Genomic DNA, 19,782 nt, shown 5'->3' with positions numbered 1-19,782 from the left:
GTTTAACGAACGGGAAATGTCTGTTCGGCAACCAGGCCGCTATCATCAATCAATTTGGCCTGGATACGCAGCGGTGAAACCGTGGGCTGCAGGTCTTTTGCAACCACGGTGTATCGCTTCTCGCCGTAGGGCGCCACCATCATGTCCGGCTGCTGCTCCACGTCGTAGGTTTTTTCGCCGTAGTGTAACGATAATCCGGCAAATGAGACATGCCACGGCGAGGCGTTATGGCAGACGATCACCATGTTTTTACCGCTGTTCACCACACTGAAACGGATTTTTTTCGCCATATCCACCGGCGCGCCAAGCCCTTTTGGTCGCCAGAAGATTTTCATTTGCGTATTCATCGTCAGGATCACACTGCGTGCGTCTGGCGCTAAGGTGGATGATTTTGGCGGCATCTCATAAAGGTTGAGCCAAAAAACCGACTCCCGATCCTTTGGCAGCATTTGCTGGTTATACAACAGCCGCAACCCCTGCATCCCTTTGGGTTCGAGTGAAAACAGCGTCGGAACCGCCACAAACGGCGCTTTAAAGCGGGCGGGCGCATCGACATCCGCTTCGCCGTTATCGACCCAGGTTTGCACCATCACCGGCCAGCTGTTGGTGTTGACCAGCATCAGGCTTTGCTGGGTCTGACCTTCGTTATAAATCACCCGCGTCGAGGCGGCGATAAGCCCGGCGCGGGTGGAAAAGGCGGCCATCAACAAAGCGGTGATCAGCGCGGTGGCAAGTCGGGATCTCATTGGACTTTCACCAGCACTTCAGCACTGGCATCAACCTTACCCGCCGTGACCGTTTCGCCCGCGATACGCGTCAGATAAGCATTGAAATTCACCACGTATTCGTTGATCGCGGTTGAGCCGTTATTCGTCACTTGCGTCGCGCCATCACGCACCGCGTACCAGCCACCGTTACCGCCGGGTTGGCAGGTTGCGGCCAGGCAGCGAGACCAGCCAATAAAATTACGCAGCACACCGTCATTGCTGTTGGCTATCTGAATTCCCACTCCGCTGGCGTAACCCGGTTGACCATATTTTTCGGAAAGCAGATGGCTCACCCCACCTGACGCATTCACCAGATTAAGCTGCTGCGCAGTCAGATAACTTTCATAGGGCACTTGCAGTCCCATTGCCGTCATCCCCTGTGTTTCACCGCTTGTCGACTGACCTTCACAGAGAATGTGCACGTTAAAGTTGCTCTGAGCGGTTTGGCCGTTGTTCAGATCGCTCACGGAAATCGTGGGGAAAAACACCACCGGCGTGACGCTTTTCGCCACACAGGTGGGTATCGATACCAGGTTGGCGGGGTAACCTGTAGAAATGCCCATGTTAATAGCCATCCAGTTATCGTAATACCAGCCGGTGTAGATAAACGCCGAATCGCCGGAATCACAATATGCGTCCGGGCTGCCGGGCGAGCAGAAAGAGACATAGCCGTTGGGCTGGTTGCAGCTATAGCTGCCCGATGTAAGCTGTGTCGGTCGGCCACACCAGTCATCTGGCGACTGCCCGCGGGGTGAAGTCGAACTCACCCGAATCAGATCCGCGCGAATAGGGCTAAAGTCTTTGACCCGAATGTAAATTTGGGTGCCATCAGGTGAAACCTGGTAGTTCTTCATCGGGATACGCTGATATTGCCGCGTAAATACCGTACCCGAATTCAGATGCGTCAAACGCAGCGCGACATGCTCAAACAGCGTGCCGTAGTAGTTGGGGTAACCATCGATGCTGCCTAAATCAAAAAAACCACCGTTACGATCATCGCCGTTAGTGGCGATGATTTCGAAGATATTATCTTTATCGGCAATATCGCAGACCCACAGCACGTTGTCCGGGCTGGTGTAACGCGGGTTCTGTGAGAAATTCACAATATTGGATCCCAGCGGGGAACCGACCGGCTGTATCTCAAGGCTGGAGACGTTGATGGTTCCCATGGCCAGGCTAAGGCCATACGAATCCTCCTCTGAGCGCTGGAAATCAGGGCCTTTTTTACACAGCGCGTTCGCGGACAGGCTGGTTAATAAAACAATATTCAGCAAAATGATGCGTATAAATGGCATAAAAACTCCGTTGCTTAACGACATGGCAAGCTCATCAGAAGCAGAGGTTTGCGTGGCGGCGTAATACGCCACGAGATATGGCAGATTTCCTGGGCGTTATTCCCCCACTGAACGCGCAACGTTCCGTTGTCGTCACTGGAGCGCAGGTAAATTTGATTGGCCTGACCGACCATGCCGACGTAATTGCCGTAGCTGTCATAGACGGCGGAACCCATGGGGATCGGCGTATTGTTCTGCGGCTGCGCGGTGATAAGCATGGCCTGGCCGCTGAGCGTGTTAAAACGAACCCGCACCGTCGCGCCCGCATAAGGTGCGACACGCTGGAGTGACGTTTGCAGTTCAACATCTTCGCTCATATTGCGGGGATCCAGACCGATGTTGTTGAACTGATAAGCCCCCATAGACGGCGCAATCGCATAACCAAAGGCATCAATGCGCGCCCCCTGCCCGCCAATCACTTCCGCACCTTTGGCGCCAGGTGCATCAACCAGTACAAAGCTATCGCCCACCCAGTGACCGAGCGTCACGCCACCTTTATGCGCCACCAGTGCGCCCTGAAGCGAGCCTGAAGCCTGCCAGTAATTTTTCGAAGAGGACCATGAGAGACCCGCATTGGCATACGGGAAACTGCGCTGGAGCCCACCGCCCCAAACGGATTGTTCACCTTTGCTATCGGTCGAGTAATTCAGGTTGTAGTTCAGCGGATTCTGCTCGCCATACACTCCGCTCAGCGTCGACTGATAGCCACCATCGCGACTATTGCTACTGTTTGAGCGGTTCGCACTGGCCGACAAAATCGGAGCATAACGCGTCCTGCCAAGCGGCACGGAAACAGAGAGCGACCACATAGTTTGTATACGGTCACGCAGGAAAATCGTATGTTCGTTACCGTTGTTTTGCCATGGAGTGCTGTTCATGCCAGGTACGACGTTATACGTCCTCGCCACCCCCAGATTCAGCGAGATGCCATGGTTGAAGGTTTTACTCCAGTTGAACTGCAGTTGTTTGTCGCGCTTTTTACCGTCACGGTAATCCTGTGATGATGCAGAGAGGGTGATATCCCCCAGTACACCAATGCGCTGACCAGCGGAAATCTCAATGCGGCTGCGTTGTTTCCAGCTTAATGACTGCCATTTTTGCCCATGATTGCGCGCTTCACGCGAACCCAGGGCGTCGTAAAGTTCTGAATAACCTTCCGTTGAATACCGATAACCCGCCAGCGTAAATGAGGTGCCGGTACGCGGAATAAATTTGCTGTAGTTCGCGCGCAGCGTCCAACCGCTCTTGTTACCTTCGCTGCCCATGTTTGCGCGTGAAAACATACTGTTCAGGCCAAACGCTCCGGCTACGCTGCTATAAACCGCCCCCAATGAATAGCTCATATAACCCGCAGCGAGCTGATTACCGAGGTTGAGGGTGAGGGAGTTCGTCAGCCCCTGACGCCAGACCGCTTCGCTGAAGACATTGTTATCGCCAACGTCGCGCGCCCGCCCGACGGTGAAAACGTAGTCGGAAGCGCCTGGACGCATAGATTCAGCCAGCGCCGAGAAAGGCACGCTAAAGGTGTTTTCACTGCCGTCAGCCTCGCTGACAACAACCGTTAAATCCCCCGCAAAATTAGTGGGATAGAGATCATTTATGGTGAACGGGCCGGGGGCAACGGTTGTTTCGTATAGCGTGGTTTTGCCTTGCAAGATGGTCACTTTGGCGTTGGTTTTGGCAATCCCACGCACGACCGGCGCATAGCCTCGTTGGGAATTAGGCAGCATTCGCGTATCCGATGAGATCTGGAAGCCACGAAAACTCATGCCGGAGAAGAATTGCCCATTGGTGTAGCCTTCGCCAATCAATACTTCACTGCGTAAAGGATAAATCGCACGCTGGATATAACGGCGGCTGGTGCTCCAGCGGCTGCCGTTATATTTGCTGTAACTGAAGTTGGATTGCTGGCGATAACGCCATAGCCCCAAATTAATACCACCATTGAAACTCAGCCAGGTGGAATCCATGCCGCCAGCGTTACCCTGCCGCGATTCAACATGGTACTGGTTAGCCATATAATTGAGAAATAGCATGCTTTCCCCGGCGCTCAGGCTTGCTTCGCTTACGCTGCCACGGGGAACAGATTTCAATAACGCCTGCGGCGCGGTGAAATCCATACGCAATTGCGCCATGTCATCTTTACGGGTGATACCGTTCAACGCCTTATCCTCTGGCCAATAACATGATGGCGCAGCGTCGTCAGACAATGCGTTAAAACCCAACGTTGTTAATAAGTCATGGGGTAGACAAGGCTCGACTTTTTTACCCCGGCGGGAAAACTCAATCTCGCGGTGAGTAGTAAATTTCCCATTAAGATAAATATCAAGCGAATGTCGGCCGGGCGTAATTAATTCATCCTTATTTAAGCGCTGGAGATCTTCATTAGATAACCCACTATTTCTTAGCAAGGATGAGTCAAAGTAAAATTCATTATCTTTCGCCGATGCCGTCAACGATACAACAGAAATAAACCCTATGAGAATACGAAAGCATGAGGAGCGCAGATGCATCAGTACCATCCGAGTTGAATAATGTTTTATATTTCCGAGCGGAAGATTTATTTAACTAAAGAATACGACTTGCTAAATACTCCGCCATAATCATTTATTGCATTAATGGTTAAGTTATCTCCACCGCCGGAAGGAAGGGTCCATTTAGTGACGGAATGCGGCACGATAATTCCTTTGTATTTTATTGGGTATTTCCTTGCCTGTTCTTGCGTAAATGCGCTAATGACCGAAATGTGATAAGCACCGGTATTATTAATTTCAAGCGTTTTACCTTTTAAGCTTACCTTCACATCATCGAGAGAATGGTTAGCATCTCCCGTCAGACTGGCGGGACGATAAAAAAGCTTTAACCGGCTTTTTACCAGCACCGTTAAACTATTCTGTCCGTGATCGGACGTCTTCCTGGCCGGATATTGTAAGAAATTGAGCCAAAAAAGGGATTCCCTATCCTCAGGTAGCCCTGCACCTGTAAACTTCAGCCGCAGCGTATGTTCTGAAGCAGGGTTAATGCGAAAAATAGAAGGCATCAAAAGAAACGGCGCATCAGCCGTTTCTGGTGTCGACTGGGGGTTATCTTTATCTGCCCAGACCTGCACCAGAACAGGCTCATTGCCTGTATTAGTAAATGCTAATGCCTTTTCTTTTATGTCAGCAGGATAAATAACGCGCGTCCCCACCATCATTACACTGGCGCAGGCATCGCCGAACATAAAAAATAAAAAAAACGCAGTCAGTTTCTTATATTTCGACATACTGATTTAGGCCGCTTAGAAGCGCTGCGCACGGCAGCGCTTTTAGAAAATTTATTGATAAGTCACAGCGAATTGCGCCTGTGCTTCCACCGCACCTGATGTTGCCTGCCCTGTTGCATAATAACGAGCAGCCAAATCGTAAGTCGCTGTTGGATTGGTACTATCTACAGCTTTCGTACCCGTCTGCGCTTTATTGCCAACAAAATCCAGCGCATTTGAACCTTCCATCAACTGAATTGCGACATTCGTTGCCGGAGATGTTGTGGCGGTATTTTTCAAATTCGTCCCGTCGACATCATTGGCGACAAAAACAATCGCCGCATTTGCTGTTTGCGCACCACCACAGCCAGAAAGCGTCACGGTGAACGGTGTATCGCCTGTCGTTGTACCCGACGTATCTAATTGACTGCTACTTACGGTTGGTAAAAGAATGACAGGGGAAGAAGAACTGCCATTGAAATTAATGTCACAAGTCTGCTCGCTAACTTCACCCATAAAACGCACGGTATTACTTGATGTCGCTGCAAAAGCAGAACTACTTAACGATAAAATTGCTGTCGCTGCAAAAACATTTATCAACTTATGCATAAATTCGCCTCACTATTAATATTAACAACCCCAAAACAATTGATTGAAATATATTCAATCAATTTAATATCGCGAGTAAATTACCCTGGGTTAATATTGATGTAAAGATATTAAAGGAGAGCGTTTAATGGAACTAATCTATAACATAGAAATAATAAATAAAACTCTAAAAAATATTCGCAAAAACTATACACACAAAAATAAAAACCCAATAAAAACAATCATATGCATTAATATTGATTTAAGTAAGTCGATGATTTAATTCATTAAAAATGGCACTTAATCAGAATATTCACAAAGGAAAACCGAATGAAGAATCTTAAAAATATTAAAACATGTAAAGGGAACAATTAAATTGTTCCACTCTCTGTTATCTTTATCCGTTTTTATTATTGTCAGGTAGAATTAAAGCGGATTAATTTTGTTCAGCCACCAGAATGGCCTGCGTATCTGCTTCCAGCGCTTTAAAGATATGTTCCCTGTCTGCCGGATAACAAATGTAATCCCCTTCGCCTAACTCTTCTGGCGCTTCCGTCAGCCCTACCAGCGCGCGCCCTTGTGTCACAATAATGTGCTCCACTGAACCTGTCGGGTGTGGATGCGAGATCCGATCGGCGCCAGGCTGGGTGAGCAATAAATAGATATCGCGTCGCGAGCCGGGCGGGCAGGCTGCGAGTAATATCGCCTGGTAATTTGCCTCTTCGGCGGTCACTTTTGTGCCTTCGCCACGTCGAATAACCTGCGTGGTTGGTTTCTGCGGTTCCAGCAGGCGAGCAAAGGGAATGTCGAGCGCGACGCACAGCGCCCAAAGCGTTTCCAGACTAGGATTACCGTTACCCGCTTCCAGTTGTGAAAGCGTGGATTTGGCGATGCCCGCCCGGCGGGCAATTTCCGCCAGCGAAAGCCCGGTTCGCAGTCGCTCACGCACCAGACTTTTGGCAATGATGCTAATTGGCTGTGTCATAAACACCCCATTGTTCATTTAATCGAACGAATCGTTCTTGTTGAAAAACGATTCTGGTGTGTTCATTATAATGGATAAACGTTCGATATGGGTAAAGAGAGATGTTCACCAGACACTTCGCGTCGCTGAAGGGCGACACCGTAAAAGCTATTTTTCTGGTCTGCCTGGCCGTGGGCGTTGTCGGCGTCTCGTATGGATCGCTGGCCATGGCTTACGGCTTTCCTTTATGGGTGCCGCTGGCGCTCTCCACCCTGGTGCTGGCTGGCGCATCCGAGTTTATGTTTATCGGTATCGTCGCCAGCGGCGGCAATCCGCTGGCTGCGGCTCTGGCGGGTCTGTTAGTTAACGCTCGCCATATCCCATTTGGCGTCACGGTGCGTGAGCTGGTAGGTCAACGTGCGGCCAGTTTTCTCGGCTGCCACATCATGAATGATGAAAGCGTCGTGTTCGGCTTATCACAATCCACCGCCGAGCAGCGTAAAGCCGCTTACTGGCTGTGCGGTTTAGGTGTCGCGCTATTGTGGCCCGCTGGCGTACTGGTAGGGGCGGCGGTGGGTAAATTGCTGCCCGCACCGGAAACCATCGGTCTGGATGCGGTTTTCCCGGCAATTTTGTTGGCGCTGGTACTGCCGGCGCTGAAAAAGCGCACCACACTGATTCGCGCCTCGAGCGGCGCGGTATTGTCGCTCGCCGCCGTTCCTTTTGCGCCAGTGGGATTACCGGTGCTGCTCTCTTTACTTGGCTTACTGACGAGGAAGAAATAATGGCCAACGTTGCGCTCATTATCGGCGGTATCACCATCCTTTCTATCGGCACCTATTTGATGCGCCTTGGCGGCGCAAAACTCGGTAGCCGGCTGGCGCTTTCCGAGCATTCGCAGGCGCTGCTGTCAGATGCGGCGACCACCCTGCTTTTCGCGGTCGCGCTGGCATCAATGCTCTATGAAGGTGGGCATTTCGCTGGCATGGCGCGCGTACTGGGCGTGCTTTTCGCGCTGTTTCTCGCCTGGCGAAAAATGCCGCTGATTGTGGTGATCCTCTCCGCAGCGGTCGTCACCGCGCTGCTGCGCCTTGCCGGAATCGCATAAGGAACGGGTGCGTTAATGAATACTCACGGAAACCGGGTTAGCCAAACCGCCCTGCGTGTCCATTTCAACGCGCACTTCCCCCGCGTCAATCCCGTGGATTTCCACCCCCTGCGCCACCGTCTGCCCGATGGTGATCACCACTTTACGCGGTGTCGCACCGGACGAGGCTCGCCAGAGCACCCAACGCGCCCCGGATTGCGGATCGACATGTAACGCCTGAGCGGGCACCGCAAAACCGTGTTCGTTCTGCCAGGTGATCACCGCCAGCCGGGCGCTCATTCCCAGCCGGATATCTTGCTGTAAATCCGCCAGCGGCGTATCTACCGACACAGTGACATCGTAATAAGCGCCCTGCGTCTCTGCCGCGCTGCTCTGAACGCCAATTTCACGGATCTGCCCGCTGAGCGTTTTTCCGGCAAACCCTTCTCCGGTGATGTTGACCGGCATCCCCTCTTTTAACTGATGCAGATCCGCTTCCTCGACGCGGGTCACCACCTGTATCGTGTCCAGCCCCGTCACCGTCAATAACGCCGCGCCCTGGCTCACCGACAAACCCGGCTGGAGGGTAACCGGTTTACCGCTATCCGTTGCGACCGGGCGCATGATAAAACCGGCATAGGGCGCACGTAACGTTTGCCGTTCCACCTGCGCCTTCAGCGCAGCGTAGCGGGCCTGCGCATTTGTCAGTTCCATATCGGCAATTTTGCTGTCCTCGCCTTTACCCCGCGCTTCCATCGTTTGTAACTCTTCCTGCGCGGCAGCCAGATCCTGCTGCTGCGCTTGTGCCTGTTGCGCCAGCGCATCGACTTCCATACGAGCGACAATCCCGCGCTTAAAAAGCGCAGTAGTATCGCGAAGATTGGCCTGCGTATTGGAAAGCGTCGCGCGCGCAGTCTGCACCACGCGTCTGGCGCGCGAAACATCCGGGCTGCTGCTCCAGTTGCGAAACAGCGCCACCTCTTTTTGCGCTTTCAAAAGCTCCGCCTGCGCCTGGCGAAGTTGGATTTCAATCTGTCCGGGATCGAGCACTATCAGCACTTGCCCCTTTTCAACGCGCTGCCCTTCGTGAACCGCGATTTCACGGATCACCCCGTCAAACGGCGCGGCAAGGGTTTGCTGGCGGGCAGCCTGAATACGCCCCACCAGCCCCAGCTGGTTTTCAAGCCGCTGCGGCTGAACCGGCAGCCAGATCGCCTGTGCAGCGCCACTCTCCGGTTCGCGTGCGGCTGCCCACCATACGAGAACGCCGCCAACCATCACCGAAAGTGTCAGCAGTAAAAGCAGGCGTTGCTTTTGCATAAGAAATTTAATCATTGAGCGAAATATCCCAACTTTGCAGCGTGGTTCCCAGCGTTTGATCGAGCCCGGCCTGCGCATTCAAATAGCTGATAAGCGCATTTAGCCTGGCGTTTTCTGCGTTGCGAAGATCGTTTTCAAAGCTCAGCACCTGGAAGTTGCTGGAGCGGCCAGCGGTCAGTTTTTCCCGTTCAATTTCCAGTTTGCGGCGTGACAAATCCCGCGCGCGTTGGGCTATCTCAAACTGCCGCCAGCGGGTACCCATATCGCGCACGGCGTTGGTGACGTCGCGGTCAAGCTGCTGGTGCGCTTCCGCCAGCTGGATTTGTTGGTTCTTCACATTAACCTGCGCTTGCACTTCCGCCTGCCGGGCGGTCATGTCGCCGATAGGGATCTCCACCTGAACCCCAACATAGTTATCCCAGTTGCGCGAGCCATCGCCTCGCGCCGCACGGTTACGCTGCTGCGTTGCGCCGCCGACCAGCGAAACATCCCACAGCCGGTCATTACGGGCGACGGCGAGGTTAATCGCCGCCTGTTCCCCAACAAGCAGCTGCGCCAGGTACGCGGGCTGCGACGCCTCCGCCTGTTTCAGTGCGCGATCGGCCTGCACCTCGACAGGCTTTGCCTGTAGCGCTTCGGTCGCGACGATTGGCGCATGCAGATCCAACGCCAGCAGTTGCAACAGCGCCAGCCGCGCCATATCCACCCGGTTTCGCGCCTCTTCATGCGACAGCTCTTGTGAGGCCACTTCGGCTTCGGTTTGCACAATTTCAAACTCCGCCATGCGCCCGGCGCTGATCATCGCCTGGTTCACTTCCACCAACTGGCGCGCCCGCGCCAGCGAATCCTGAGCAATCTTTAACTGCTCCTGCGCCAGCAACAGATCGCGGTAAGCGGTGATAATTTGGGTGATCGTCTGCGAAACGGTGGACTTCAAATTCAGACGGTTGATTTGCTCGGTCATCTGCGCAAGGCGAACCGGCGCGGTGGCAATATCTTTACCTGCGCCGCGCAGCAACGGCTGAATAACAGAAAAGTTCGCCCCGTCGTTGTGGGATAACCCCGCCACGTTGGCGTCGGTGTGTTGATATGTCCAGCCGAGGCTAACGCGCGTGCCGTACGGGGTGAGCAGCGTGGAGGTCGGCGTCAGGTTTCCCTGCCGGTAGCGGTCGTCCTGGTTACGCGTGGAGAGATAATTGCCGGAGAGCACCAGTTTTGGCGTGAAGCGATCTTCGGCCACGCGCAGGTCAAATTTCTGCGCAACCCTGTCGAGATACGCGCTACGAATAGCGCGGTTATCACGCAGCCCGAGATAGATGGCATCGCTCAGGGTAAGATCGATACTGTCGCCTTTCAGCGCAATACGCGCCGTCTCGCCGTCTCGCGTGGCATGGGAAGGGTTCACCGACATGTCAGCACGCGCCGGGCAAACCATCAAGCTTGCCAGTAACCACAGCCAGCCATGTCTACGCATCGCGCAACGCCTCTACCGGCTCCAGCCGGGACGCTGCCAGTGCGGGAGATAAGCCAAAAAACAGCCCGATAACAATGGCGCTGCCAACGCCCAACGGCAGCGCAGCAGCGGATAAGGCAAAATCAGACCAGCCGGAAAACCAGACAAACAGCCACGCCGCCGCCAACCCCGCCGCCGCGCCAAGCAGCGCGCCAACGGTGGCCAAGACAATCGCTTCCAGCAAAAAGAGCATCGCGATATCGCGCGGACGCGCGCCCAGCGCCATGCGCACACCAATTTCCCGGCGGCGCTCCGACACATTCATCACCATCACATTCATCACGCCCACCCCGCCGACCAACAGCGAGATGCCGCCAAGCCCGGCGAGCAACCAGGAAAACAGGCGCGACTGCTGCTCGATGCCTTCCAGCAACTGCTGAGGAACCTGCACATTGACCTCGAAGCCGGGCATCTTTTCGCTGAGCCACGCTTGTAGCCGGGGCGCGATGCGATCAAGTTCTTCACCACTGCGGCTGCGCACCGCTACGCCCGTTATTTGCGGAAAACTGATTACCCGGCGCATACCGGTAATCGGCAGCAAAATGGCATCATCCACGGAGACCGGAATGATCGGGTTTGGCCCTTGCGGGCGCAGAATACCGACTATCTCAAAGAGATAACCGCCAATCTGGATGCGGTCGCCGAGTAGTACAGGGCGGTCGGGCTGAGCCCATTGTGCGGCGACATTAGCCCCGAGAACGGCGTAGGTGCTCTGCGCATCAAAGCGGCTCAAAAAGCGGCCCTGTTCCAGTTGCAACCGCAGAACAGAAGGCAGTTCAGCGCCGCTTCCGACCAGCGTTGCCGCCGCCGTTCGGCCATTAAAACGTGCTTGCGTGTTACTGGGGACGAGCGCAGAGGCGGCGTCAATTTCCGGGATGCGTTGATGCAAGGTATCGATATCCAGATCGGCCGGCGCAACCAGTGGTTTTCGGCCGGAACCGACAGGCTGCTGAATGTTGGCCACCAGCAGCTCACTGCCCATACCACGAAAGATGCTCATCGCCTCACGTTCGGCGTTGTAGCCAATGTTGAGCAACGCCACCACCGCCGCGCAGCCCACCGCGATACCTAATAGCGCCAGTACCGCTCGGCGACCCAGCAGCCGCAGGTTATCCAGCGACTCCAGCAAAAGTTGCAGCCACGGCATTCCGTAGCGTGAAGGCTTAGAAACACGGATTGCGGCGGGCAGACGAAGATCAGACATGCGTTGCCTCGCTGATCCGCCCGTCAGCCACCTGAATGCAGCGCGACATGCGGCGGGCAATGGAATTGTCATGCGTTACCAGCACCAGCGTGGTGCCGCTGTCGCGATTCAATGCCAGCAACAAGTCAATAATGTCAGCAGCGTTTTGGCTATCAAGATTACCGGTGGGTTCGTCGGCGAGCAGTAAAGCCGGTTCACCAACCAGCGCGCGGGCAATGGCCACACGCTGGCGCTGCCCGCCAGACAAATCCGCAGGACGGTGATGCGCGCGATCGCTTAAACCGACGCGCTGAAGCTGTTTGCGGGCAGCGTCCTGTGCTTCATGACGCAGCACTCCACGGTAGAGCAGCGGCAAAGCAACATTGTCCAGCGCGGTAAGCCGGGGCAGTAAATTGAAACTCTGAAAGACAAAACCAATGATGTGATTACGTGCCGTCGCGCGAGCGTCTGCGCCGCAGCGGGACATATCTTCGCCATGAAACATCACACGCCCGGAAGTGGGCGTATCAAGCAATCCCAGCAGATTAAGCAGTGTGCTTTTTCCCGAGCCAGACGCGCCAACAATGGCACAACTTTGCCCGGCGGGGATAGATAACGAAATGTTGTGCAGGATGGTCTGCCGCGCTGTACCGGCGGCGCAGGAATAGGTCACCGAATCCAGGCGTATCAAGTCAGCGCCAGATGTCGTGTGGTGAGTTTCGCTTATCCCTGAGTCGTGCAACCGTTCCATGTTTGCCAATCATTCATCCTGAAGAACACGGATATGGTGTGAACTACATATCAATATTAACGACCAGAAAAACGAAACCTTTAGCTTTTTTGCCATGGATTCATTTCAACCAAACCTACCAAAATTGACACCTAAAGAATTAACCACATCCGCCGATAGGTATTCCGCATATTTTATTCCAGATATTTAAACATTAAATAGCAATTAAGCCTCGCTTAATTGAAATAATAAACATTGACAAAAATAAATATATTATCTAGTTTTCCACGGGCAAAAGGAAATTATAGCTGGCAAATAAGAATTATTGAGTTACCTTGTATTCACGCAGGGCAACTCAATAATTCCCATGATTTAAGTTAAATATCATGGATATTAGTTAGCTTACTCTTTAATGAGGCTTTAAATGAAACGGAAATCGATCCTGCTGGCTTTATCAGGTTTAATGTTTATTTCTTCAAGTGCATTTGCAACGGGCGGCACGTCCATCGGCTCAATGCTTGCACCATCAATCTCAGTAAAAAACCAATGGTATAACAAGACGTTCCCGATTACAGCCGGAACACCTTCAACCGGTAAAGTTGGCATGGTTTATTACACCTGGGCTTACAGTTCCTACCCGGCTGGAATGCAGGTTTATTTATGCTATAACAACGGTAACGCCTGTAGGGATGTTTCTGATGCACGTTCAGGTAATATTGACTTCACACCTTATAATCTCGCACCGAACCAACCGTTCAGTTTATATGCCCGCGTAAATGGCACCGGTAGAATGGTGACAGTCAATGGCCAGTCAAGCCAGATTATTGTTAACTACACATATAATCAATAATTCGCTTATCGCGTAGTAGTATTATTACTGATAACACACTGTAATAATAAGAATGTGAATTTAACTCACCCATAATAATAATGCCCGACGACATTTCTTATATGTCATCGGGCATTTCAATAATATAGGGATATTTTTAAAACACTTTGGGTAATTACTGAACACAACTACATCCCCGATAATACGCTATTATCCCATCGCAGAAATAAAAAAAGCGCCCGCGGGCGCTCTTTCGACAGGAAAGCGTGACTTATTTATTCAGTTCGGCGGTCATGTGAACCTGGTTGCCGGTATACGCTTCAGTAATCTGGTAAGAAGATGCGCCAGCCTGTTGCGCCTGAGCGGCGATTTTCGCTTCTGCACCGCTCAGAGTGGTATCCGTTGCGGTAACAGACTGGGCAGCGAAAGACCCAAAAGAAGTAGCCAGGGCGATAACTGCGACAAAAGTTTTGATGCTTTTCATGATATAAACCCTTACGTTAATTTGTTGGAATGAGGCACCGTGCCTCGATGGAATAAATAGTAATTCTGTTTGCTCACAACAAAAAGCGGAATGATTTGCCATTCTTTGTCAAAATTAATGAACAATAGAGATCTGCATGATAGCTGATTGGTTAGCCCCCCTCCTTGTCGGTCAGAAAACAGTGCAAATCCGCCCGACGACAACCCTGCTCAGACAGGGTGATCTCCAGCAAAAAATGTTTGTGCTGCACGAAGGTATTGCGCGTGCGGTCTGGCATTCGCCGGAAGGGAGCGAGCGCGTGAAGGAGTTTTATTTTCCCGGTGAGTGCTGTTTTCTCTATCTCAGTTGGCTAACCGGTAGCGTGGCGGATTACAGCCTGCAAATGCTGACGCCAGGCGTGCTCAGCGAAGTACCGCTGCGTTTACTGGAAAAAGAAGAACATCAGGTGGCAAAAATAGCGCTCCTGCGCCAGCAACTGATCTTTAAAGAGAAGAAGGAGCAGATGTTTTTGCTCAATAATCCGGAGCAACGCTATCGCTATGTGCAAACCCATTTTCCCGCATGGGAAGCACAATTAACGCAAAAAGATCTCGCCAGTTATATCGGCATCTCGCCGGTGAGCTTGTCGCGCATCCGCGCACGCCTTAACAAAGGTTAACGAAAGCCCGCCGCCAGGCCGCTACCATCGCCTCATCACACCGTAGAGGAAACGATGATGAGCGCTTTTTGGCTGTCGCAAATGCTGGCTGGCTTTTCTTTCATTTTTGATTTGCTGGCGTTTCAGTTTGCCCGCCGGCGGATAACCCTGGCGATACTTGCCGCCTCCACCAGCCTGCTGGCAGTACATTTCTGCTTGCTGAACGCGCCCGTAGCCGCAAGTTTGATGGCGCTGGCCGCATGCCGTTATCTCACCGCCATCATGACGACCGCGCGGAAAATGAAAAATGGGTTTATTGTCGCAACCTGCCTGTGCAGCGCGCTAAGCTGGCAGCACTCCACCGATGTCTTACCGCTACTGGGTAGCCTGCTGATGACCAGCGCCGCTTTTCACCCGGCGGCAAAAAGTATGCGGCGGCTCACCCTCTGCGGTAGCGGCTGCTGGCTGGTGAATAATATGGTGATCGGATCGCCCGTGGCGGTTGCCATGGAGAGTGCCTTCATTCTCAGTACGCTGGTATCGTACTGGCGGCTCACCCGGCAGGCTGAATAACAAGCAAAAAAAAGCGCCCGCAGGCGCTCTTTCAACAGTACAGCGGGACTTATTTGTTCAGTTCGGCGGTCATGTGAACCTGGTTGCCGGTATACGCTTCAGTGATCTGGTAAGAAGATGCACCAGCCTGTTGCGCCTGCGCAGCGATTTTCGCTTCTGCACCGCTCAGAGTTGAATCAATTGCGGTCACAGACTGTGCAGCGAAAGAACCGAAAGAAGTAGCCAGAGCGATAACTGCGACAAAAGTTTTGATGCTTTTCATGATATAAACCCTTACGTTAATTTGTTGGAGTGAGGCGCCGTGCCTCGATGAAATAAATAGTAGACCTGTTTACTCACAACAAAAAGCGGAAGGATTTGCTGTCATCTTTCAAAATTTTTGACTATTTTATAAACCAATTAATCGCTGCGGATGGGTATAGATTGTCGCTCTGCCCGGCTTGCAAAAACCCACCAACGTCAGGTTACAGCGCTGCGCCACTTCTACCGCCAGCGTTGTGGCGGCGGAGACGGCAAACAGGATCTCAACGCCGCACATGGCCGACTTTTGCACCATCTCATAGCTGGCGCGGCTGGAAACCAGCACCGCACCGCGCGCCCAGGCTTGCGCTTCACGGGCGCGATGACCAAGCAGCTTATCCAGCGCAACATGACGCCCGACATCTTCATGCCCCCCCGCTAATTCACCGGATGGCAGCATCCAGGCGGCGGCGTGCGTGCAACCGGTGAGCTGACCAACAGGCTGAAAATCGGTTAAATGCGCCAGCCCGGTATCCAGCGCCTGCAAATCAAAGGTCTGGGTAAAAGGCAGCGGCGCGATGGGCTTGCCAATATCATTGAGTTGTTCGACACCGCATACGCCGCAACCGGTGCGCCCGGCCAACGCGCGTCGCCGCTCTTTTAACCCCATAAAACGGCGGCTGGAGAGATCAATTTGCACCTCAAGGCCGTTACAGGATGGCACCACGTCCATTGCGTAAATGTCTGATGCGTTTTCGATAATCCCTTCGGATAAGGAAAAGCCGATTGCGAAGAGTTCAAGATCTTTTGGCGACGCCATCATCACCACATGCGAAATACCGTTGTACACCAGCGCGACAGGCACTTCCTCCGCCAGCATGTCCGGCACGGCGTGCTGCAAATCAGCGCGTTTCCACAAGCTAACCTCGCGGGCTCCTGTGACTGATGTTGCATTTTTGTGCTTTTTTGTCTGTAAATCGTTCACTTTGTCTTAACCGTTATCGAACAAGCGTATCAACATTATGGTATTCTCCGCGCATATCCCTTGGGGAAAAGAGGGAATAGCAGCAGTTCTGAACCTTCCACGGCAGAATGAGCATACCTACATTGTGGTATTCTTCGTTGCTAATCCCCCAGGATATGAGGGATTAACAGCAATTCTGAACCTTTGCGAAAAGCACCGCAAAGAAAAAAACGATAAGAGTAATGTCGAACCAGGAGCAAACCATGCAGGTCAGCAGAAGGCAGTTCTTTAAGATCTGCGCTGGCGGTATGGCAGGAACCACGGCAGCGGCGCTGGGCTTTGCCCCGAGTGTTGCGCTCGCGGAAACACGGCAGTATAAGCTGCTGCGCACCCGCGAAACCCGGAATACCTGCACATATTGTTCCGTCGGTTGTGGGCTGTTGATGTACAGCCTCGGCGATGGAGCAAAAAACGCCAAAGCGTCAATCTTCCATATCGAGGGTGACCCCGATCATCCGGTAAACCGTGGAGCGCTGTGCCCGAAAGGCGCAGGTCTGGTGGATTTCATCCACTCTGAAAGCCGCCTGAAATACCCGGAATACCGCGCGCCAGGCTCGGATAAGTGGCAACAAATTTCGTGGGATGAAGCCTTTACCCGCATCGCCAAATTAATGAAAGCGGATCGTGACGCCAACTATATTGCGCAAAACGCAGAAGGGACGACCGTCAACCGCTGGCTGAGCACCGGGATGCTGTGCGCATCCGCATCCAGTAATGAAACCGGCTATTTAACGCAAAAATTCACTCGCGCACTCGGCATGTTAGCCGTCGACAACCAGGCGCGTGTCTGACACGGACCAACGGTAGCAAGTCTTGCTCCATCTTTTGGTCGCGGTGCGATGACCAACCACTGGGTCGACATGAAAAACGCCAACCTTATCGTTGTGATGGGGGGGAACGCGGCAGAAGCGCATCCGGTGGGTTTCCGCTGGGCGATGGAAGCCAAGATCCACAATGGCGCGAAGCTGATTGTTATCGATCCGCGCTTTACGCGTACCGCCTCTGTTGCGGATTTCTATGCGCCGATTCGTTCCGGTACTGACATCGCCTTCCTGTCAGGCGTGTTGCTGTACCTGATGACCAACGAAAAATATCAGCGCGAATACACCGAAGCCTATACCAACGCCACGCTTATCGTGCGTGAAGATTTTGGCTTCGAAGATGGCCTGTTCACCGGCTATGACGCGGAAAAACGTAAATACGACAAAACCAGCTGGAACTACGAACTGGATGAGAAAGGGTTCGCCAAACGCGATACCACGCTCACCCATCCGCGTTGCGTGTGGAACCTGCTGAAAGCGCACGTCTCCCGCTATACGCCGGACGTGGTGGAAGACATCTGCGGGACGCCAAAAGCGGATTTCCTGAAGGTGTGTGAATACATCGCCGAAACCAGTGCCCGTGATAAAACCGCGTCGTTCCTGTATGCACTTGGCTGGACGCAGCACTCCGTTGGCGCGCAGAACATCCGCACCATGGCGATGATTCAGCTGCTGCTCGGCAACATGGGGATGGCAGGCGGCGGCGTGAACGCCCTGCGCGGTCACTCCAACATTCAGGGGCTGACGGATCTTGGCCTGCTGTCACAAAGCCTGCCGGGCTATATGACGCTGCCAAATGAAAAACAGACCGATCTCCAGACCTATCTGACCGCCAATACGCCAAAACCGTTGCTGGAAGGCCAGGTGAACTACTGGGGCAACTACCCGAAATTCTTCGTTTCGATGATGAAATCCTTCTTTGGCGACAAAGCGACAGCGGAAAATAGCTGGGGCTTTGACTGGCTGCCGAAGTGGGACAAGGGTTACGACGTCCTGCAGTACTTCGAGATGATGAACCAGGGCAAGGTCAACGGCTATATCTGCCAGGGCTTTAACCCGGTAGCGTCGTTCCCGAACAAAAATAAAGTTGTCGCCTCACTGTCGAAACTGAAGTTCCTGGTGACGATTGATCCGCTCAATACCGAAACCTCGAACTTCTGGCAGAACCACGGCGAATTTAACGACGTCGATCCGTCGAAAATTCAGACCGAGGTATTCCGTCTGCCATCGACCTGCTTCGCAGAAGAGAACGGTTCTATCGTTAACTCAGGTCGCTGGTTGCAGTGGCACTGGAAAGGCGCGGACGCCCCGGGCGATGCGCTGAACGACGGCGAGATCCTGGCGGGCATCTTCCTGCGCATGCGTAAAATGTACGCGGCAGAAGGCGGCGCCAACCCGGAACAGGTGCTGAACATGACCTGGAACTACTCGACGCCGGAAAATCCGTCGCCGGAAGAAGTGGCCATGGAAAGCAACGGTAAAGCGCTGGCGGATATTATCGATCCGGCAACCGGCACCGTGCTGGCGAAGAAAGGCGAGCAACTGAGCACCTTCGCCCACCTGCGTGATGACGGTACCACCTCAAGCGGTTGCTGGATTTTCGCCGGGAGCTGGACGCCGAAAGGCAACCAGATGGCGAACCGCGATAACGCTGATCCGTCGGGCCTCGGCAATACGCTGGGCTGGGCATGGGCATGGCCGCTTAACCGCCGCATTCTCTACAACCGCGCCTCCGCTGATCCGCAGGGCAATCCGTGGGATCCGAAGCGTCAGTTGCTGAAATGGGACGGCGCGAAGTGGGGCGGGGTGGATATTCCGGACTACAGCGCTGCCGCACCTGGCAGCAATGTTGGGCCGTTTATCATGCAGCAGGAAGGCATGGGCCGCCTGTTCGCGCTCGATAAGATGGCAGAAGGGCCGTTCCCGGAACATTACGAGCCGTTTGAAACGCCGCTGGGCACCAACCCGCTGCACCCGAAAGTGGTTTCCAACCCGGCCGCCCGCGTGTTTAAAGGCGATCTGGAAGCGATGGGTAAAGCGGATAAGTTCCCGTATGTCGGTACCACTTACCGTTTAACCGAGCACTTCCACTACTGGACCAAGCACGCGCTGCTTAACGCAATCGCGCAGCCGGAGCAGTTTGTGGAAATTGGCGAGAAACTGGCGAACAAGCTGGGCATCATGCAGGGCGATACGGTGCGCGTCTCCTCCAACCGTGGCTATATCAAAGCCAAGGCGGTGGTGACCAAACGTATTCGCACGCTCAACGTGCACGGTAAGGAAGTCGATACCATCGGTATTCCTATCCACTGGGGTTATGAAGGTGTGGCGAAGAAAGGCTTTATCGCCAACACGTTAACGCCGTTTGTCGGCGATGCGAACACCCAAACGCCGGAGTTTAAGGCGTTCCTGGTGAATGTGGAAAAGGTGTAACGGAGACGACT

19 protein-coding genes are annotated in these 19,782 nt (G+C 53.3%); 6 read left to right on the top strand and 13 right to left on the bottom strand.

The genetic code is table 11. The features are described from left to right. Positions 1–2: 2 nt before the first annotated feature. From M8Q36_RS06310 to M8Q36_RS06285, 6 genes are all read right to left on the bottom strand, one after another. Positions 3–746, bottom strand: a complete 744-nt coding sequence (locus M8Q36_RS06310; RefSeq protein ID WP_249880364.1) for a fimbrial biogenesis chaperone — start codon at positions 744–746, stop codon at positions 3–5. Continuing rightward, positions 743–2,062: a fimbrial protein gene (locus tag M8Q36_RS06305; protein WP_249880363.1), complete on the bottom strand. Its 1,320-nt coding sequence runs from the start codon at positions 2,060–2,062 to the stop codon at positions 743–745. Before M8Q36_RS06305 ends, M8Q36_RS06310 begins: the two co-directional genes overlap by 4 nt. Positions 2,063–2,076: 14 nt before the next feature. Continuing rightward, positions 2,077–4,614 carry a fimbria/pilus outer membrane usher protein gene (locus M8Q36_RS06300; RefSeq protein WP_249880362.1) on the bottom strand — a complete coding sequence of 846 codons (2,538 nt, stop codon included), beginning with the start codon at positions 4,612–4,614 and terminating at the stop codon, positions 2,077–2,079. 47 nt (positions 4,615–4,661) lie between these two features. Continuing rightward, positions 4,662–5,366 carry a fimbrial biogenesis chaperone gene (locus M8Q36_RS06295; protein ID WP_249880361.1) on the bottom strand — a complete coding sequence of 235 codons (705 nt, stop codon included), beginning with the start codon at positions 5,364–5,366 and terminating at the stop codon, positions 4,662–4,664. A gap of 51 nt (positions 5,367–5,417) precedes the next feature. Beyond that, positions 5,418–5,954, bottom strand: a complete 537-nt coding sequence (locus M8Q36_RS06290; protein ID WP_249880360.1) for a fimbrial protein — start codon at positions 5,952–5,954, stop codon at positions 5,418–5,420. Between the two features lie 415 nt (positions 5,955–6,369). Beyond that, positions 6,370–6,918, bottom strand: a complete 549-nt coding sequence (locus M8Q36_RS06285; RefSeq protein WP_200553194.1) for a helix-turn-helix domain-containing protein — start codon at positions 6,916–6,918, stop codon at positions 6,370–6,372. Positions 6,919–7,019: 101 nt separating this feature from the next. On the opposite strand from M8Q36_RS06285, the gene M8Q36_RS06280 reads away from it, so the two are divergent. Both M8Q36_RS06280 and M8Q36_RS06275 read left to right on the top strand, forming a co-directional pair. Then, positions 7,020–7,682, top strand: a complete 663-nt coding sequence (locus M8Q36_RS06280; RefSeq protein ID WP_020455904.1) for an AzlC family ABC transporter permease — start codon at positions 7,020–7,022, stop codon at positions 7,680–7,682. After that, positions 7,682–8,005, top strand: a complete 324-nt coding sequence (locus M8Q36_RS06275; protein WP_249880359.1) for an AzlD domain-containing protein — start codon at positions 7,682–7,684, stop codon at positions 8,003–8,005. The genes M8Q36_RS06280 and M8Q36_RS06275 overlap by 1 nt, the downstream gene beginning before the upstream one ends. A 12-nt stretch (positions 8,006–8,017) precedes the next feature. Here M8Q36_RS06275 and M8Q36_RS06270 read toward each other — a convergent pair whose 3' ends face one another. Genes M8Q36_RS06270 through M8Q36_RS06255 form a run of 4 tightly spaced genes read right to left on the bottom strand, consistent with a single transcriptional unit; the run spans position 8,018 to position 12,751 of the window. Then, the gene (locus tag M8Q36_RS06270; protein WP_249880358.1) at positions 8,018–9,319 is read right to left on the bottom strand and encodes an efflux RND transporter periplasmic adaptor subunit; all 1,302 of its coding nucleotides are present in this window, start codon (positions 9,317–9,319) and stop codon (positions 8,018–8,020) included. Continuing rightward, positions 9,312–10,778: a TolC family protein gene (locus M8Q36_RS06265; RefSeq protein WP_249880357.1), complete on the bottom strand. Its 1,467-nt coding sequence runs from the start codon at positions 10,776–10,778 to the stop codon at positions 9,312–9,314. The genes M8Q36_RS06270 and M8Q36_RS06265 overlap by 8 nt, the downstream gene beginning before the upstream one ends. Beyond that, positions 10,771–12,021 carry an ABC transporter permease gene (locus tag M8Q36_RS06260; RefSeq protein WP_249880356.1) on the bottom strand — a complete coding sequence of 417 codons (1,251 nt, stop codon included), beginning with the start codon at positions 12,019–12,021 and terminating at the stop codon, positions 10,771–10,773. The genes M8Q36_RS06265 and M8Q36_RS06260 overlap by 8 nt, the downstream gene beginning before the upstream one ends. Continuing rightward, entirely contained in the window at positions 12,014–12,751 is a 738-nt protein-coding gene (locus tag M8Q36_RS06255) for an ABC transporter ATP-binding protein (protein WP_249882722.1), read from the bottom strand. Before M8Q36_RS06255 ends, M8Q36_RS06260 begins: the two co-directional genes overlap by 8 nt. Before the next feature lie 403 nt (positions 12,752–13,154). Between M8Q36_RS06255 and M8Q36_RS06250 the strand changes: the two genes are divergently transcribed. Continuing rightward, positions 13,155–13,580, top strand: coding sequence for a flagellar protein FlhE (locus M8Q36_RS06250; RefSeq protein ID WP_249880355.1), 426 nt, complete (start codon positions 13,155–13,157; stop codon positions 13,578–13,580). Positions 13,581–13,830: 250 nt separating this feature from the next. Here the strand turns inward: M8Q36_RS06250 and M8Q36_RS06245 are convergent, their stop codons facing one another. After that, on the bottom strand, positions 13,831–14,043 hold the full coding sequence (locus M8Q36_RS06245; protein ID WP_249880354.1) for a YdgH/BhsA/McbA-like domain containing protein: 213 nt from the start codon (positions 14,041–14,043) through the stop codon (positions 13,831–13,833). Between the two features lie 136 nt (positions 14,044–14,179). Between M8Q36_RS06245 and M8Q36_RS06240 the strand changes: the two genes are divergently transcribed. After that, positions 14,180–14,701, top strand: a complete 522-nt coding sequence (locus tag M8Q36_RS06240; protein ID WP_249880353.1) for a Crp/Fnr family transcriptional regulator — start codon at positions 14,180–14,182, stop codon at positions 14,699–14,701. A 54-nt stretch (positions 14,702–14,755) separates the two neighbouring features. Next, positions 14,756–15,253, top strand: a complete 498-nt coding sequence (locus M8Q36_RS06235; protein ID WP_249880352.1) for a YgjV family protein — start codon at positions 14,756–14,758, stop codon at positions 15,251–15,253. 49 nt (positions 15,254–15,302) lie between these two features. Here the strand turns inward: M8Q36_RS06235 and M8Q36_RS06230 are convergent, their stop codons facing one another. Together M8Q36_RS06230 and fdhD are read right to left on the bottom strand one after the other, a co-directional pair. Further along, a complete protein-coding gene (locus M8Q36_RS06230) occupies positions 15,303–15,515 on the bottom strand; it encodes a YdgH/BhsA/McbA-like domain containing protein (RefSeq protein WP_249880351.1) in 213 nt (70 codons plus the stop codon). A gap of 126 nt (positions 15,516–15,641) precedes the next feature. Beyond that, complete coding sequence (gene fdhD, locus M8Q36_RS06225) at positions 15,642–16,478, bottom strand: formate dehydrogenase accessory sulfurtransferase FdhD (protein ID WP_249880350.1); 837 nt, start codon at positions 16,476–16,478, stop codon at positions 15,642–15,644. Positions 16,479–16,720: 242 nt separating this feature from the next. On the opposite strand from fdhD, the gene fdnG reads away from it, so the two are divergent. After that, complete coding sequence (gene fdnG / locus M8Q36_RS06220; protein WP_249880349.1) at positions 16,721–19,771, top strand: formate dehydrogenase-N subunit alpha; 3,051 nt, start codon at positions 16,721–16,723, stop codon at positions 19,769–19,771. The last annotated feature ends 11 nt before the right edge of the window (positions 19,772–19,782 follow it).

Source organism: Kosakonia sp. R1.Fl (assembly GCF_023516815.1).
GTDB lineage: Bacteria > Pseudomonadota > Gammaproteobacteria > Enterobacterales > Enterobacteriaceae > Kosakonia.
Note: the sequence above shows the minus strand (reverse complement) of the source record. Positions and strands in the feature narration are given on the sequence as shown.